This window comes from Acinetobacter sp. Marseille-Q1623 (genome assembly GCF_902809895.1).
In the GTDB taxonomy this organism is placed as follows: Bacteria; Pseudomonadota; Gammaproteobacteria; order Pseudomonadales; family Moraxellaceae; genus Acinetobacter; species Acinetobacter piscicola_A.
The window spans coordinates 136,530-151,508 of the sequence record NZ_CADDWG010000002.1; the positions used below are offsets into that span (position 1 = coordinate 136,530).

The window sequence follows — 14,979 nt, forward strand, 5'->3', positions numbered from 1 at the left end:
ATGACTACTTTCTGTGACTGCACTGTCATGTTCCCATGACATGCACATGCTATGCTAAATGACAAATCAAGAAGAGTAAAAAACATGTCGCTATTACGCATTGAAAAACAAAATGGCATTGCTACGGTATATCTCAACCGCCCAGAAAAACGCAATGCCATGAGCTTTGCCTTACTACGAGAGTTGGTCATTACTGCCCAAAAGATTAAAAAAGACCGTAGTATCCGTGCCGTCATTTTAACAGGCGAAGCCAATGTATTTAGTGCTGGCATTGATCTTGCTGATTTAAACAGCCCCAAAAATACAGCTTTTGCTGCTTGGGAGTTGTTAAAACCAGGACAAAGTTTATTTCAAAAAGCCTTTCTCATTTGGCAAGAACTCCCAGTTCCTGTCATTGCAGCACTAGAAGGTTTTTGCTTTGGCGCAGGGATGCAATTGGCGCTTGCAGCAGATATTCGAATCGCTCATCCTGATACGAAAATGTCAATCATGGAAAGTCGTTGGGGCTTAGTGCCTGATATGGGATTATCTCGCTCAATCAAAGGCGTTATTGGCTTAGATTTAGCAAAAGAGTTGACTTTAACTGCGCGTATTTTTGATGGCAATTACGCCAAAGAGATCGGCTTAGTCACTCATACTGATCCAGCTCCGCTTACAAAAGCTCAAGCCATTGCTGAAGAAATGTTACAACGCTCACCGGATGCGCTTGCAGCAGCAAAACGCGTGCTCGATGCAATGGAGCATGAACCTAAAAAGTCATTGCGTTTAGAAAAAATTTGGCAATTGAAATTACTTTTAGGTAAGAACAGTCAAATTGCACGTAAAAAAGATAAAAACCCAGACGTGGAGTTTTTACCTCGCCAATTTAAATAATAGATATGTGAAATCATTTAAATTTACAGGGAATAGTTTGAGATCGTGAATATGAGTTTTGATCGTAATACTAAAATTGCATTTCTTGGAATGGGATTGATGGGCAGCCGCATGGCAACGCGTTTAGTCCAAGCTGGTTTTCAAGTAGCGATATGGAATCGAACTGCGAGTGCATGTGAAAGCTTGATTGACATGGGAGCACATGCTCTTCAACTCGACAATATTGCAGACTATCCTGTTATTTTAAGCTGCCTTGCCGATGATCATGCCGTACAAAATGTGTTTGATCTCATCGCACCACATCTCAAACCTCAACAGGTCATTGTGGATTTTTCGAGTTTATCTGTGGATAAAACGCTGACACTTGCGGATAAAGCACAGCAACTTAGTGTCACTTGGATTGACTCGCCTGTATCAGGTGGAACAGCAGGTGCAGAAAATGGCACTTTGGTCATTTTTGCTGGGGGAGATGCCGAAACCATTGAGCATTTAAGCTTAATCTACAATGTTCTTTCGCAACGTGTCACACGCATGGGTGACTCAGGAACAGGACAAGCCACTAAAATCTGTAATCAACTTATTGTTGCCGCAAACAGTACACTGATTGCTGAAGCGGTTGCACTTGCACAACAAGCAGGTGTAGATACCACACTACTTGCGCCTGCGCTCGCAGGTGGTTTTGCTGACTCAAAACCTTTTCAAATTTTAACGCCTCGCATGGCAGCACATCACTTTGAGCCTGTGCAATGGAAAGTACAGACATTATCAAAAGATTTAAATAATGCAGTTCACTTGGCTGAAAAATTCCAACTCGATATTCCTGTAGCAAAAAAAGCATTGTCGCAGTTGCAAGCACACCAAAACAATGGTTATGCTGATTCAGATTTAGCAAGTGTAATTAAACACGTTGAAAATCAGTAAAACATTGAAAATTAATAATATGATACATCATCATGGAGCAGATATATGAGTAAACTCGCAGTAAATCTTTCAATGATTTTTACTGAAGTTCCCTTAATTGAACGCTTTGCTTTAGCACATCAGCACGGCTTCCAACACATTGAAATTCAGTTTCCTTATGAGCTCAGCATTAGAGAAATTCAAAATCAACTTGATCAATATGACTTAAAACTCTGCTTGATCAATGTCCCTGCGGGCGACTTAATGCATGGCGGTAATGGTTTAGCAGGCATTCCTGGCAAAGAGCTTGAATTTCATCAAGCGCTATTAACAGCAATTGAATATGCCACTGCGCTGAATGTCCCCAGTGTAAATATTCTTGCAGGTAAACAACCTCTAGATGCAGATCTACTTCCCTGCCTCAACACCCTATCTAAAAACTTAAAGCTTGCATGTCACCTGTGTTCGGAACATCACATTCAGCCTGTTTTTGAAATGATTAATGGCACAGATATGCCACGCTTTTTAGTGCAAAATATTGCACAAGCCCAAGAAATGCTCGAAGCCGTACAACATCCTGCTTTAAAAATACAATACGATTGTTACCACATGGCAATGATGGGCGAAAATATTTTGCTGGCACTACAGGAAAATATAAACTGGATTGGGCATATTCAATTTGCTGACTGCCCAGGGCGACATGAACCCGATACAGCTCAGATAAATTATGCAGAAATTTTCACATGGCTTGGACAAAGTTCATACACAGGCTATATCGCCGCAGAATACAAACCACAAGTTTATTCCAATCAATCATTTGCATGGAAAAGAAAATATTTTACCGACAACCACCAAGCTTAAACTGGAAAAAATATCCACAAGTCTTATTGTATAAATTTGAATTTATTCGATAAAGGCGCTATATTAGAGGATGAGTAATTGTCTGGAAAATATATTTTACCATGAATTTAGAACCATCGCCCAGCGCTTCTAATTCTCTTGAACTTGCAATGAATTCTCACAAACAAGATGTACAAAATTGCTTAAAAGTTGTACATGAAGCCCTACTAGATGTAAAAGCAAAAGATATTCTTGAACTTGATGTAAGCAGCATTAGCAACGTAGCAGATGCTATCGTCATCGCAAGTGGTACATCAACACGTCATGTTAAAGCGCTTGCTGATAATGTTGCTGAAGAAGCACGTAAAGCTGGCTTCCGCCCGATCGGGGTAGAAGGTGAGCGTGATGCAGAATGGATCCTGATTGATTTAGGATTGGTTGTTGTACATGTCATGCTACCGACAGCTCGTAAATTTTATGATTTAGAAAGCTTATGGCGTGTAACTCCTGAAGTTGCCTAAAGCTCATTTATAAAATGAGAAACTTAAAAAGCGACGTATTTGTCGCTTTTTTTGTCACTATTATTTGATTTTTTGCGAATTTTTATAAAAAATTCATTTTGGATAACTGCTTAAAGACAAGATAACCTAGCCCGAAACTCCAAACAAAATTAACCAAAACACCAAAACTTTGAACAACAAAAGCTTCTGCTATAGAAAGTCCCATTGAACTTTCAACCATGGCAACTGCCAAAGTCCCCCACACACCACACATTCCATGTACTGCAATCACATCTCTAACATGTCGAGATGTTACTCGATGAATCAATGTTCGGGGTACATAAACGGTTAGTAAACCTGCTACTGCGCCAATCAGTGTTGCTGTGAAATAATCAACAAATCCACAGCTTGCAGTGATAGCTACCAATCCACCGAGTGCAGATTTAATTAATTCATTCCAAGAGATCATCCGACGATCAAATGCTGAAACTAAAATCAGGGGAGCAATGAAGGCTGTGAACAGCGCAATAAAAGCATTGCTCACAACTACACTAACATCGACTGGAATCGCAGTGATATAAACAACATTCAATCCTGACCACGCGAGCCAAAGAATAAAACCTGCAACTGCAAATGATAAAATTCGATAATCTTCAAAGATTAAATTCTTCTTCTTTTCTTCTTCTTTTCCAGCAGACTTCAATGTCAAATAACCTGCAAGAAGCACCCATGCTGCCGCAGAATGAACAACGGTAGAACCTGCAAAATCAATAAATCCAATATTTTTTAGCCAGCCACCACCCCATAAAATATTGCCCCAAACCCAACTACTAAAGAAAGGAAAAATAATTGCAGAAATGGTTAAACCCACTCCCCAACTCATGATAAGTGAACTTTTATTAGGAATAATTCGCCCTACAACTGTAGTAATTGTAGTTGCCATAAGTATATAGAAAAACAATAAATTCCTATGCCAACCAGAATAAAAATATGGCTTATCATTGGGGTGATCTATTACGCCAAAATGAATCCCCCCCACACACAATAAGCCAAAAAGCACAGCACCTAAAATTGAAGATAAATAACTGATCAACAGCGCAAAAATAGACTTAAGATTAAACTGGTATCCACCTTCAACTATAGCAAAACCAGCTTGAACAAAAATCACGAATACCCCACCAAAAAACAGTAATCGGTAGTCAGTTATGAGATTAAATGCAGCAATATCTTGATCTAAATTCGAAGCAAATACACAGCATGGGACAAGCAACATGAATAAAGCAAGATACTTAGCGTACTTCCAATTCAGCATGAATTCCTCTATCCCATTGTTTAAATGACATTTTATTTATTTTAAAAAAATCACAATTAATAATACTAATGTTACATAGTTATCAATTCGTTTGAATTATAAAGTGATTTTGTCTTTTAAAAAACAACTTTTCACGTTTTCTCATTTTTTATACTATTTATCAAACAGTAATTTTAATTAGATGTTTAAAGCAAATCATTTAAATTTATTGAACTTGCCTTACTGCATGTCCTAAATATTATTTAAAACTTAGTCAAGCTTTTAATCCAGTTCCAAAATTTGAAATTCAATTAATGGCTAAATATCTCTTCAGTCACAATAAAAAACCACCCGAAGGTGGTTTTTACTCTCCCTAAGTCCCTCTTTACAAAAGAGGGACTTTAGAAGCATAGATTAGTGACCGCCGCCATTAATCGCTTTCGTCATATCTTCAACCACTTTCTTCGCATCACCAAAGATCATCATGGTTTTTTCATTGTAGAACAAATCGTTATCTAAGCCAGCATAACCTGTTGCCATAGAGCGTTTGATCACCATGATGGTACGTGCTTTATGCGCCTCAAGAATTGGCATACCATAAATTGGTGAGCTTGGATCATCTTTCGCAGCTGGGTTCACTACGTCGTTCGCACCAATCACAAGTACCACGTCTGTTGCAGGAAAATCTGAGTTAATCTCATCCATTTCCAAGATGTCTTCATAAGCAACATCAGCTTCAGCTAAAAGTACGTTCATGTGACCTGGCATACGACCAGCAACTGGGTGAATCGCAAAACGAACCGTTACACCTTGTTCTTTCAAGATTTCACACAACTCTTTCACAGCATTTTGCGCACGACCTTGCGCCATACCATAACCTGGTACAATCACAACGCTATCCGCATTTGACATCAAGAAGCCAGCATCATCCGCAGAACCTGAGCGATAATTACGTTGAACCTGTTCACCTTTTTCAGCAGTCGCAGCAGCTGCACCACCCATTGCACCACCAAACAATACGTTGATGATTGAACGGTTCATTGCTTTACACATGATGTAAGACAGAATTGCACCAGAAGAACCAACCAGTGAACCAGCAACAATCAACATGTTGTTTTCAAGCGTGAAACCAATCCCAGCAGCAGCCCATCCTGAGAATGAGTTAAGAAGCGATACCACCACTGGCATATCACCGCCACCAACTGGTGCAATCCACACCCAGCCGAATGCAAGTGCAAGTGCTGTCATTGCCCAGAATGCTTGCATGTTACCTGTGGTAAAGAAGTAGATACCACATGCCAACATTGCAATAAAAATGATTGCTTGAACAGGTTTAACCCATCCACCTGAAATGGTTTTTGCCCATTTCTTCGCAGCCAATTTACCATAAGCAAATACCGAAGCTGTGAAGGTAATCGCACCAACGAAACAACCTACAAATAATTCAAATAAATGAACTTTGCTCATGTGTGCATGTTGTACACCTGCAGCAGTCAAAGCAGCTTCATTTTCAGCAAATAATGCTGTGAGCTGGTTATTGTGTAAAATTGCAGCAATCGCAATCAATACCGCAGCCAACCCCACCAATGAGTGCATTAACGCAACAGTTTCAGGCATTTGTGTCATTGGCACTGTACGAGCACGCGCAATACCCACAATCGCACCCAACACCATCGCCCCACCAATCATCCAAACAACAGGATGATCTGCCACGAAGAAAGTTGTAATGACAGCGATTGCCATCGCAACCATACCGTAACGGTTACCTTGGATCGCAGTTTTAGGACCCGAAAGACCACGTAAAGTTAAGATAAAAAGGACAGCACCGACTAGGTAGAACCAATCCGCATATTCTTTAATGAATTCCATGGATTAGCCCTCTTTTTTCTTTTGTTTAGGCTTAAACATTTCAAGCATACGCGCAGTGACTGCGAAACCACCAAAAATGTTAATACTTGCCAAGAACACTGCAACTGCACCAAGTACACTCACAACATTGATTGATTGGAATTGTACATTTGCATCAACAACACCTGGGATACCAACAGTTTGTAGCATCGCACCCACGATAATGATTGATGACAAAGCATTGGTTACCGCCATTAACGGCGTATGCAATGCAGGTGTTACACCCCAAACCACGTAGTAACCAACAAAGATGGCTAAGACGAAAATAGTAATAGTTTCAACCATGATGACTCTCCTTAACCACGCTTCAGCAGTACTTGACCGCCATGAGTTACTAGAAGTGCTTTTTGAATTTCGTCTTCTTGGTTGATGGCAAAGTTTTTCTCTTTATCAAACAACGTTTCTACGAAATTGAAAACGTTACGTGCATACAACGCCGAAGCTTCTGTCGAAACAGTTGCAGGAATATTTGGGATACCCAAAATAGTCACGCCATTATCTGTTACAACATTTTCACCACATTTCGAGCCTTCAACGTTACCGCCTGTTTCAACCGCCATATCAAGGATGATTGAACCTGGTTTCATTTTGGCAACAGTTTCAGCTTTAATCAGACGCGGTGCATCACGACCTGGCAATAATGCCGTCGTAATTACGATATCCGCATTTGAAACTGCTTTATCGACGATAATGGCTTGGTCTTTGATGTATTGCTCACCTGGCATCCATCCATAACCATTTTTTGCAGCATCTGCAGCTTTTTGTTTTTCTTCATCAGACATTGGTACGTCTAACCACTTACCACCAAGTGATTCTACTTGGTCACGTGCAGTTGGACGTAAATCTGTGGCTTCAACCACAGCACCTAGACGTTTTGCAGTCGCAATCGCTTGAAGACCTGCAACACCAACTCCCATGATCACGACACGAGCTGGTTTCACAGTACCAGCAGCCGTCATGAGCATTGGGAACATACGTTGATATTCTGCAGCAGCTAAAAGTACAGATTTATAACCTGCAAGGTTCGCTTGAGAAGACAATACGTCCATGTTCTGCGCACGAGAAAGTGTACGAGGCAAAAGCTCTAATGCAAATGCAGATACCTGTTGTGACGCAAACTGATCAAGGTCAGGATTACGATAGGGATCAAACATAGCAACCACTGTTGTGCCCGCAGCAAGTTTTTGAATTTCATCATTCTTAGGTGCACGAACTTTCAAAATCAATTGACTACCCGTGTAGGCATCATCCGTAATTTTTGCACCGACCTGTTCGTAAGCACTGTCAATATAAGCAGCTTTTTTACCTGCTCCACGTTCAATGACTACGTTATGACCAGCGCTGATCAACTTTTTTACTGTCTCAGGTGTAGCAGCTACACGACTTTCTCCGACGACAGTTTCGGTTGGGATTCCGATCTGCATGAGCGTTCCTCAAGCTAATTTTTCTTCAAGCAAACATCGTGTAAACGATGTCTCCCCCTAGGATGCGTTTTCTTCTAATTTTTGGATTCTAATTGAACTTTTTTAAAATACTACCCAATATTTATTTAATAAATGTGATTATTTTGAACTCAAGATTCACTTTTATAAATTAAAAACATATGCAACATTTATTTAAAGTAATAGCACCTATGCTATTCAAGCCTATTTTTTAATCAAAATAAAAAAATTAAAGTGATTTATGAAGCATTTGAGCTTGTTAAATCACGGTTGTGATATCGAACATCACATTTAAATTGGCTTTTACTACACTTAGACTTAGAAAATTCGTCTTAATCACTTTTAGATATTTATTTAGAAAACAAGCTTTTTAGCTGCATAATTTTCTAAATTCGCCTTTCTGACAATTTTATCGTTTTACCTCTCTTGTTTTATTGACTTAATTTCATACAAAAAATGTCAATTATGCAAGAATGTTATCATTACTTTTTTTAATTTCATTAATAAATAAAAGTACTTGGATAAAATATCTTAAATTGCCTTTTTTACCATAATTTAAAATGCAAAAATTTTTTAATTTTTTTATTCGCCATTTTGCCAAATGATGACCAAACGGCATTATTGAAACACTTTGGCATAATATGCACATTTTTAGTGCATTTTTAAACAAACTCGTTTGGTGTGCTTAAATGACATCATCTCGCTTTGATCTCAATAAACAGCTTCATATAACACTTGCATAGATCTTCCATTCCATCTTTTGATGGAATTGATTCTTTTTTTGCATTTCATCTCTAAATTAAGAGCCTTTATACTGAAAATGCATATATCGAAAGTCCTCATTTTTAAATTGTGATCAATCCATGAAATTTTCTTTATCTAGCACACAATTAGGTTCTTTGTTTGCTTTGGGTGCTGCATTTTTGTTTAGTACCAAAGCTATTTTCATTAAACAAGCCTATGCACTATCACCTTTGGTCGATGGCACAGTACTGATGGCATTGCGTATGGCAAGTGCTTTGCCATTTTTTCTCTTGTTGTGTTGGTTAAACCGTAAACATAGTCAAAATATTACACTGAAAGATTGGGGGCTGTTAGTTTTTGCGGGTTTACTTGGTTATTACTTTTCAAGTTGGTTAGACTTTTCAGGGTTAATGTATATCAGTGCATCCTTGGAAAGAATTATTTTATTTTTATATCCAACTTTAACAGTCTTGGCGTCTTGCGCGATCTATAAACAAAAACTCAGCGTCAAAAGTCTTATTGCTATTGCTTTAAGCTACGGTGGTACTGTAATTGTGATGTTACAAGAGCAAAGTACCGTTGCACATGAAGGTAATTTTTGGCTCGGGGTCAGCTTGGTATTTGCAAGTGCAATCAGTTTTGCAGCCTATTTGCTCTTAACCCCTCGTTTAATCGTGCGTTTTGGTTCTTGGAACTTTACAGGTTTAGCACTCAGTGTTGCATGTATAGGGACATTGACCCATTTTCTGATTGCGACCCCACAACCTTTGACTTTACTTGCTCAGTTACCGCGTGAAATTATTGGGTATGGTATTGCTTTGGGTTTATTGGTCACGGTTTTACCCACCATTTTAATTGCGCAAAGTATTTCCCGTTTAGGTGCAGCACAATCTGCAATGATTGGCTCTATTGGACCAATTTTAACCATTATTTTAGCTGTTGCTTTATTGGGCGAGCAGATGAATAGTATTCAATGGTTTGGTTGCATCTTAAATATCATTGGTGTCATGATGATCACATTATCCAAGAAGAAACTTGCAAGTTAAATCGTATAAAATTTTGGAATAAATATGCATTTTAGAATTGTTTCGCCTAGCGCATGTGTAGATGTTGAAAATATTAAATTAGCTCAAACTCAGCTTGAACAACTGGGTCATCAAGTCAGTTTAGGCACTCATGTTTTTGCTCAATACCGCTATTTGGCAGGTACAGTCGAACAACGTCTTTCAGACTTAAAAATGGCGTGTTTAGATCCTGAAGTCGATGCTATTTGGTTGGCACGCGGTGGCTCTGGAGCAGCCATGCTCGTGCCTTATCTAGAAAACTGGATATTAAACAAACCAATTATTGGCTATTCAGATGCAACCGTGTTGCTAAACTATGTTGCAATGCATCACGGTCAAGCGCTACATGCACCTGTATTTTCTGAAATTGCTGTAAAAAATTTAGCTCAGCATACGCTTTCACCCGATGCTCAATCTGTTATTCAACTGCTTGATGTTCAACGTTTAGCTTTAACGTCAGAAAATGTTTATCCACTCACGCAGATTTATTCAGATCATGCTCAAGCATGTTCAGGTCAACTCAAAGTGTTAGGTGGAAATCTTACCGTATTGTGCAGTCTACAAGGGACAAGTAATGCATTGAAATTACAGCAACCGAGTATGCTCTTACTCGAAGATGTTGGTGAACCCTATTACCGTATTGAGCGTGCATTGACACAGCTATTACAAAGCCTTGATCTCTCGAACTTAAAAGCATTGGTCCTCGGTGATTTCTATGCATGTCCTCAAAAAAATGTTCCTCAAAGTATTGTAGAAATTGTTGCCGAACATTTAGAGCCATTAAAAATTCCACTTTATCAATGTGATTGGTTTGGGCACGGTGCGAGTAACCAGCCATTTTGGATTGGAAAAGAGGCCTCTATTCAAAACTCACAACTTGTTTTTTAACCCAATTGCTCAAAAGCTGATTTACCTCATCCATCTGTTTTTTAAATTTGGATTTCCATCCATTTAAAATTGGATTATGATCAAAAGGTCGAAAATGGCGAGACTGGATGTGGTGAGCCCCAGTCAATACTTGACCAAGATCAAGCATGAATGATCCAGCCCCTAAGGCCGCGGACCACGACAATAGACGTTTTTATATCTGTCTAGTGTCGGAGTTCGTTGATGATTTATTCAAATTTTCTCTTTTGTAACCTCTACAGCTTCCGATACTCAACCGAATATGAATGTCTTTTTATTCATGTTTATAGGAGGTAGAGATGCAAAATTCTCATCTTAAATCACAACAAACTGATATTGTGATTATTGGCGGTAGCCTAGTTGGTCTTTCTGCTTCGCTGTTTTTATCATGGCGAGGCATTAAAAATATTCTCATTGAAAAACACTTAAACAGTTCTCCCCATCCTAGAGCGATGGGCTATACAGAACATACGCTTGAGTTTTTCCGCATCACGGGAATCGGTGATGAAATTCCACAAGTGAATGATAGTTTTCGCTTAAGACGTATTCGTGCTGAAAGCTTAAGTGGAAAATGGTTTGAAGAATCACCTTGGACACCACAAACAACTAAAGAAATACCCATGCAGTATTCACCTGTAAAAGGTGCAGCTATCGCACAAGATAAACTTGAACCGATCCTGCGTAAACGTGCACTCGCCTTGGGGGCTGACTTCAGGCTAGGTAGTGAGATGATTGATTTCACTCAAAATAGTCAAGGCGTTTCGGCACGTATACGCCATCGTGAGACACTTGAAGAACAGATTATAGAAGCAAAATATATGATCGCTGCTGATGGTTGTCATAGTTCGGTTCGATCACAGCTCGGTATTCAACGTAATGGTGTTGGATATTTACAAACAGTGTATAGCGTTCTATTTAGTTGCCCTGAAGCAGATCTTTATCTTAAGCAAGGAATTCAGCAATTTGAAATTGAGCAGCCTCATTTAAAAGCATTTCTAACCACCTACCATGATGGTCGTTGGGTACTTATGTTTACTGATCATCATGAACGAACCGAGGATGAACTTAAGGCTGCAATTCATTTGGCGCTCGGTAAAAAAATGGATTTTAAGATCATTACCACAGGTCAATGGGAAATGGCAGGTTGGATCGCAGAACACTATCGCGATGGTCGTATATTTTTGGCTGGTGATGCTGCCCATCAACTTCCTCCTACACGTGGAGGTTTTGGGGCCAATACAGGAATAGATGATGTGTATAACCTAGCATGGAAACTTGAACTTGTTATCAAAGGAAATTCTGCCCCCATTTTACTTTCTACTTACCAAACTGAACGTCAGCCTATTGCCGTATTGCGACATGATCAAACTTTTGCACGACCTGATTATCATAAATTTCTTGGTGCAAAATTTAATGAAATACCATTATTCAGTGATCTCGCTATGGAATTAGGACAACGGTTATGTTCATCCGCGATTGTCGATACACATACAAATCTGCCTCCTGCAGCAACACCAACTGAATGGGCAGGACAACCAGGTACACGCGCACCTCACGCATGGATTCATGATCAACAAAATAGGAGATCAACAATCGATTTATTTGGTCAAGGATTCATTCTCCTTACACAAAATCCAAGATGGAAAATCGCCGCACACATTGTTGCAGAAAAGACAGCAATTCCCCTACGAACCTTCGTGATTGGTGTAGATGTGTTCTTTGATCAGCCCGATGAGTTTAATTCTTTATTTGGCATAAATGCTGAAGGTGTAAGTCTTGTTCGTCCAGATGGTTTTATTGCTTGGCGCAGCATCAATCGACCCGATGATCCTGAAAATGTGCTTCTTCAGGTGATCAATCAAATCGCTGTACCCATCAAGAATTCAATCAATTAAGCTCTACATATAGAGAAACTTAACAACACACCTTTGCACTTTTTGTGTAAAGGTTTCTTTTATTTAATCGTCATTTCTTATTGTTCTTGATTTATTTTTGATCTTATATTCACACCCAATAAATTGATCTAACGATTAGCAAAACTGCCATAATTATATTATTTTTAATCAAATCATGATCGCCAATTTTTTGACCTTTATTTTCAATCAAGCTGATTCGGTAGACCTTATCGTGGCAAAACATTAGATGCTTGCATGACTTGTATCAGACTCATCCTATACTGCAAATTAAATCTTTTTTTTGCATCAAAGTCTTTATCCTCTTTAATCAAAACACTCTTTATAATCCATCTGCATTTACGTATAGTCACATCGCTGAAGTGAAACATTTTTCCTGCACAAAAGCATCAAAGCTTAATTCAAGAAATGTAACTTTTATGGAAAAATCACGCTTTCCCTGCATGTAGATTGATTCCTATGCCTTGTTTTGTACTGCCCGCAATGCAGCTTGAAATTGAAGCAACAGCCTATTGTTTATAAAACCCATACGGAGCTTTTATGCAACCTCAACTCGATATTAGCCAAAATAAAGGATTATTGTGGCTGATGGCGATCTCCTGTGGTTTATGTGCAGGTGCGAACTATTATTGCCAACCTTTAGTGCATTCGATTCAACAATATTTTCAAGTCCCTGAATCACAGGTAGCACTGACTGTGACTTTTGCACAAGTGTCCTATGCTTTAGGTCTATTATTCATTGTGCCTGTTGGCGATATTGTAAATAAAACTAAGTTTATTCCTTTATTGATGTTTTTTGCCGCAATCGGTTTATTACTTTGTGCTTTTGCTGTGAATTTACCCATGCTTTGGCTCGGTACAGTCATCGCAGGATTATTTTCTGTGGCTGCACAAGTTTTGATTCCCTTGGCAACGATGGCAGTCAAGCCTGAAAAAACGGGTGAAGTCATTGGCTTTTTAATGAGTGGTTTATTGGTTGGATTATTACTTTCCACCAGTTTGGCAGGTTTACTCTCTAACTTATTTCACTGGAAAGTGATCTATGCCCTAAGTTCTATATTGATGTTAATTTTAGCATTTTTATTAAGAACTCGTTTGCCTGCAGTACCTACATTTAAGATGAGTTATCGTAAAATTTTTCAGTCGATGGCCACGTTGATTGTTGAAGAAAAACGTTTAGTCTATCGCTCATTGATTGGCGGTTTTGCCTTTGCTGCAATGAGTATTTTATTTTCAACCATTGCCGTTCTACTCACTTCAAAACCTTTTGAACTCCCCGATGTCATGGTGGGCGTTGCTACGCTCATCGGTGTCTTTGGCGCACTCAGTACTACAAAAATCGGTAAAATCGCAGACAAAGGCTATACCAATCGTTTAACCCTCATCGGTGTGATTATTTTAGCCTGTAGTTGGGTATTTTTATATTTTGGTGGCACATCACTCTTCAGTTATATCATCGGGTATGGTGTGATTAGCCTTGGTTTAGCCATCGTGCACAGTAGTAACCAAAACATTATTTTCCGTTTACGCCCTGATGCAAAATCTCGTATTAATTCAATTTATATGACGGCTTATTTTACGGGTGGTGCGTGTGGGTCAGCACTTGGTGTTTATGCTTGGCATCATGGTGGGTGGACAATGACCTGTCTCGTTGGTTTGTGTTTAGTCCTTTGTTCAGCATTTTTTGCACTGCTAGACCGCTTATTTTTAAATAAAATTCAAGCTTAAAACCCATGCAAAATCCCACAATATTTGAGGGATTTTTTTTGCTTAAGACACCTGAACTACAGGGTAAAAGGGTTTACCTAAATCTATAATCTTTTCATTTTCCAATAAGATATGCATAAATGTAGGCAACACTGCGGTTAAAATATGACATGCATCCTGAATCTGTGCACGATTCACTGAGCTGTTATACGTCGAACCACCATGCATAATTTGGTTACGTAAGGTATAGAGCCGATTAAAAATCACATATAGCACTTCCACGCTGTCTTTTTGTTGCAAAGCTTGATGTACTTTATTTTTATCTTTCTCAAAACTTATTTTCCACTCTTGTTGGCTGATTTTTTGGTTTTGATAATCCCAAAAAGGTTGAAAAGTATAAGGATTATCAAGCAATATACGTATTGAATGACTGTATTTCGTCCAAATTAAATAATAAATTTTATGTTCAGTATCCGCCTGACACAGTTCCAATAAGAAGCGTCTAAATTGCTGTCGATCTTTGATTTCATCACCGTCTTGCGCATAAATTGCGTTGAATGCAACCCATAAACTGATAAATTTTAAATCTAAACTTTTATCTAATAATATGGCTTGTTTCAACCAACTCAAACTACGATGAATTCTTAAATTAAATTGGTCTGAATTTTGCGCTTTCTTACTTTTGTAAGTTTCTTCTAAAACCAACATGGTTTATCACTCCATTCTTTATATTTATAAAATTACATTACTGAAATTTAAGCGATGCATCAAGCCTAAATATTTAATTTTATTTAAAATAACTAAAACACGAGCAATAAAATTGCGACAAAAATTATGCATTATCACAGTACTGTAGATTTATAACTAAAACCCGTATAATTTGCCCTTTCG

At 38.6% G+C, this 14,979-nt stretch carries 13 protein-coding genes; 8 read left to right on the plus strand and 5 right to left on the minus strand.

Annotated features, from left to right (window positions below; genetic code table 11):
- Positions 1-84: 84 nt before the first annotated feature.
- From HUV91_RS13250 to rsfS, 4 genes are all read left to right on the plus strand, one after another.
- Positions 85-873, plus strand: a complete 789-nt coding sequence (locus HUV91_RS13250) for a crotonase/enoyl-CoA hydratase family protein (protein ID WP_130072030.1) — start codon at positions 85-87, stop codon at positions 871-873.
- Positions 874-924: 51 nt separating this feature from the next.
- A complete protein-coding gene (locus tag HUV91_RS13255) occupies positions 925-1,794 on the plus strand; it encodes an NAD(P)-dependent oxidoreductase (RefSeq protein ID WP_174493715.1) in 870 nt (289 codons plus the stop codon).
- Positions 1,795-1,839: 45 nt separating this feature from the next.
- Entirely contained in the window at positions 1,840-2,634 is a 795-nt protein-coding gene (locus tag HUV91_RS13260; RefSeq protein ID WP_174493716.1) for a hydroxypyruvate isomerase family protein, read from the plus strand.
- Between the two features lie 101 nt (positions 2,635-2,735).
- Complete coding sequence (gene rsfS / locus HUV91_RS13265) at positions 2,736-3,134, plus strand: ribosome silencing factor (protein ID WP_130072033.1); 399 nt, start codon at positions 2,736-2,738, stop codon at positions 3,132-3,134.
- 82 nt (positions 3,135-3,216) lie between these two features.
- Here rsfS and HUV91_RS13270 read toward each other — a convergent pair whose 3' ends face one another.
- From HUV91_RS13270 to HUV91_RS13285, 4 genes are all read right to left on the minus strand, one after another.
- The gene (locus HUV91_RS13270; protein WP_174493717.1) at positions 3,217-4,425 is read right to left on the minus strand and encodes an ammonium transporter; all 1,209 of its coding nucleotides are present in this window, start codon (positions 4,423-4,425) and stop codon (positions 3,217-3,219) included.
- Positions 4,426-4,818: 393 nt separating this feature from the next.
- Entirely contained in the window at positions 4,819-6,273 is a 1,455-nt protein-coding gene (locus HUV91_RS13275; protein ID WP_174493718.1) for an NAD(P)(+) transhydrogenase (Re/Si-specific) subunit beta, read from the minus strand.
- A gap of 3 nt (positions 6,274-6,276) precedes the next feature.
- Positions 6,277-6,597: a proton-translocating transhydrogenase family protein gene (locus tag HUV91_RS13280; RefSeq protein WP_174493719.1), complete on the minus strand. Its 321-nt coding sequence runs from the start codon at positions 6,595-6,597 to the stop codon at positions 6,277-6,279.
- Positions 6,598-6,608: 11 nt separating this feature from the next.
- Entirely contained in the window at positions 6,609-7,736 is a 1,128-nt protein-coding gene (locus HUV91_RS13285) for a Re/Si-specific NAD(P)(+) transhydrogenase subunit alpha (RefSeq protein ID WP_130072041.1), read from the minus strand.
- Between the two features lie 881 nt (positions 7,737-8,617).
- On the opposite strand from HUV91_RS13285, the gene HUV91_RS13290 reads away from it, so the two are divergent.
- The 4 genes from HUV91_RS13290 (at position 8,618) to HUV91_RS13305 (ending at position 14,109) form a co-directional block, all read left to right on the plus strand.
- Entirely contained in the window at positions 8,618-9,544 is a 927-nt protein-coding gene (locus HUV91_RS13290) for a DMT family transporter (RefSeq protein ID WP_174493720.1), read from the plus strand.
- A 24-nt stretch (positions 9,545-9,568) separates the two neighbouring features.
- On the plus strand, positions 9,569-10,450 hold the full coding sequence (locus HUV91_RS13295) for a S66 peptidase family protein (protein ID WP_174493721.1): 882 nt from the start codon (positions 9,569-9,571) through the stop codon (positions 10,448-10,450).
- Positions 10,451-10,767: 317 nt separating this feature from the next.
- Positions 10,768-12,363 carry an FAD-dependent monooxygenase gene (locus HUV91_RS13300; RefSeq protein WP_174493722.1) on the plus strand — a complete coding sequence of 532 codons (1,596 nt, stop codon included), beginning with the start codon at positions 10,768-10,770 and terminating at the stop codon, positions 12,361-12,363.
- 558 nt (positions 12,364-12,921) lie between these two features.
- A complete protein-coding gene (locus HUV91_RS13305; RefSeq protein ID WP_130072044.1) occupies positions 12,922-14,109 on the plus strand; it encodes an MFS transporter in 1,188 nt (395 codons plus the stop codon).
- Between the two features lie 42 nt (positions 14,110-14,151).
- Here HUV91_RS13305 and HUV91_RS13310 read toward each other — a convergent pair whose 3' ends face one another.
- Positions 14,152-14,796: a HEPN domain-containing protein gene (locus tag HUV91_RS13310; protein ID WP_174493723.1), complete on the minus strand. Its 645-nt coding sequence runs from the start codon at positions 14,794-14,796 to the stop codon at positions 14,152-14,154.
- Positions 14,797-14,979 lie beyond the last annotated feature (183 nt).

Bases quoted from the DNA above. Each gene is read 5' to 3' on its own strand.
- HUV91_RS13250 (WP_130072030.1), top strand. From the start codon at position 85: ATGTCGCTATTACGCATTGAAAAACAAAATGGCATTGCTACGGTATAT.
- HUV91_RS13255 (WP_174493715.1), top strand. From the start codon at position 925: ATGAGTTTTGATCGTAATACTAAAATTGCATTTCTTGGAATGGGATTG.
- HUV91_RS13260 (WP_174493716.1), top strand. From the start codon at position 1,840: ATGAGTAAACTCGCAGTAAATCTTTCAATGATTTTTACTGAAGTTCCC.
- rsfS (WP_130072033.1), top strand. From the start codon at position 2,736: ATGAATTTAGAACCATCGCCCAGCGCTTCTAATTCTCTTGAACTTGCA.
- HUV91_RS13270 (WP_174493717.1), bottom strand. From the start codon at position 4,425: ATGCTGAATTGGAAGTACGCTAAGTATCTTGCTTTATTCATGTTGCTT.
- HUV91_RS13275 (WP_174493718.1), bottom strand. From the start codon at position 6,273: ATGGAATTCATTAAAGAATATGCGGATTGGTTCTACCTAGTCGGTGCT.
- HUV91_RS13280 (WP_174493719.1), bottom strand. From the start codon at position 6,597: ATGGTTGAAACTATTACTATTTTCGTCTTAGCCATCTTTGTTGGTTAC.
- HUV91_RS13285 (WP_130072041.1), bottom strand. From the start codon at position 7,736: ATGCAGATCGGAATCCCAACCGAAACTGTCGTCGGAGAAAGTCGTGTA.
- HUV91_RS13290 (WP_174493720.1), top strand. From the start codon at position 8,618: ATGAAATTTTCTTTATCTAGCACACAATTAGGTTCTTTGTTTGCTTTG.
- HUV91_RS13295 (WP_174493721.1), top strand. From the start codon at position 9,569: ATGCATTTTAGAATTGTTTCGCCTAGCGCATGTGTAGATGTTGAAAAT.
- HUV91_RS13300 (WP_174493722.1), top strand. From the start codon at position 10,768: ATGCAAAATTCTCATCTTAAATCACAACAAACTGATATTGTGATTATT.
- HUV91_RS13305 (WP_130072044.1), top strand. From the start codon at position 12,922: ATGCAACCTCAACTCGATATTAGCCAAAATAAAGGATTATTGTGGCTG.
- HUV91_RS13310 (WP_174493723.1), bottom strand. From the start codon at position 14,796: ATGTTGGTTTTAGAAGAAACTTACAAAAGTAAGAAAGCGCAAAATTCA.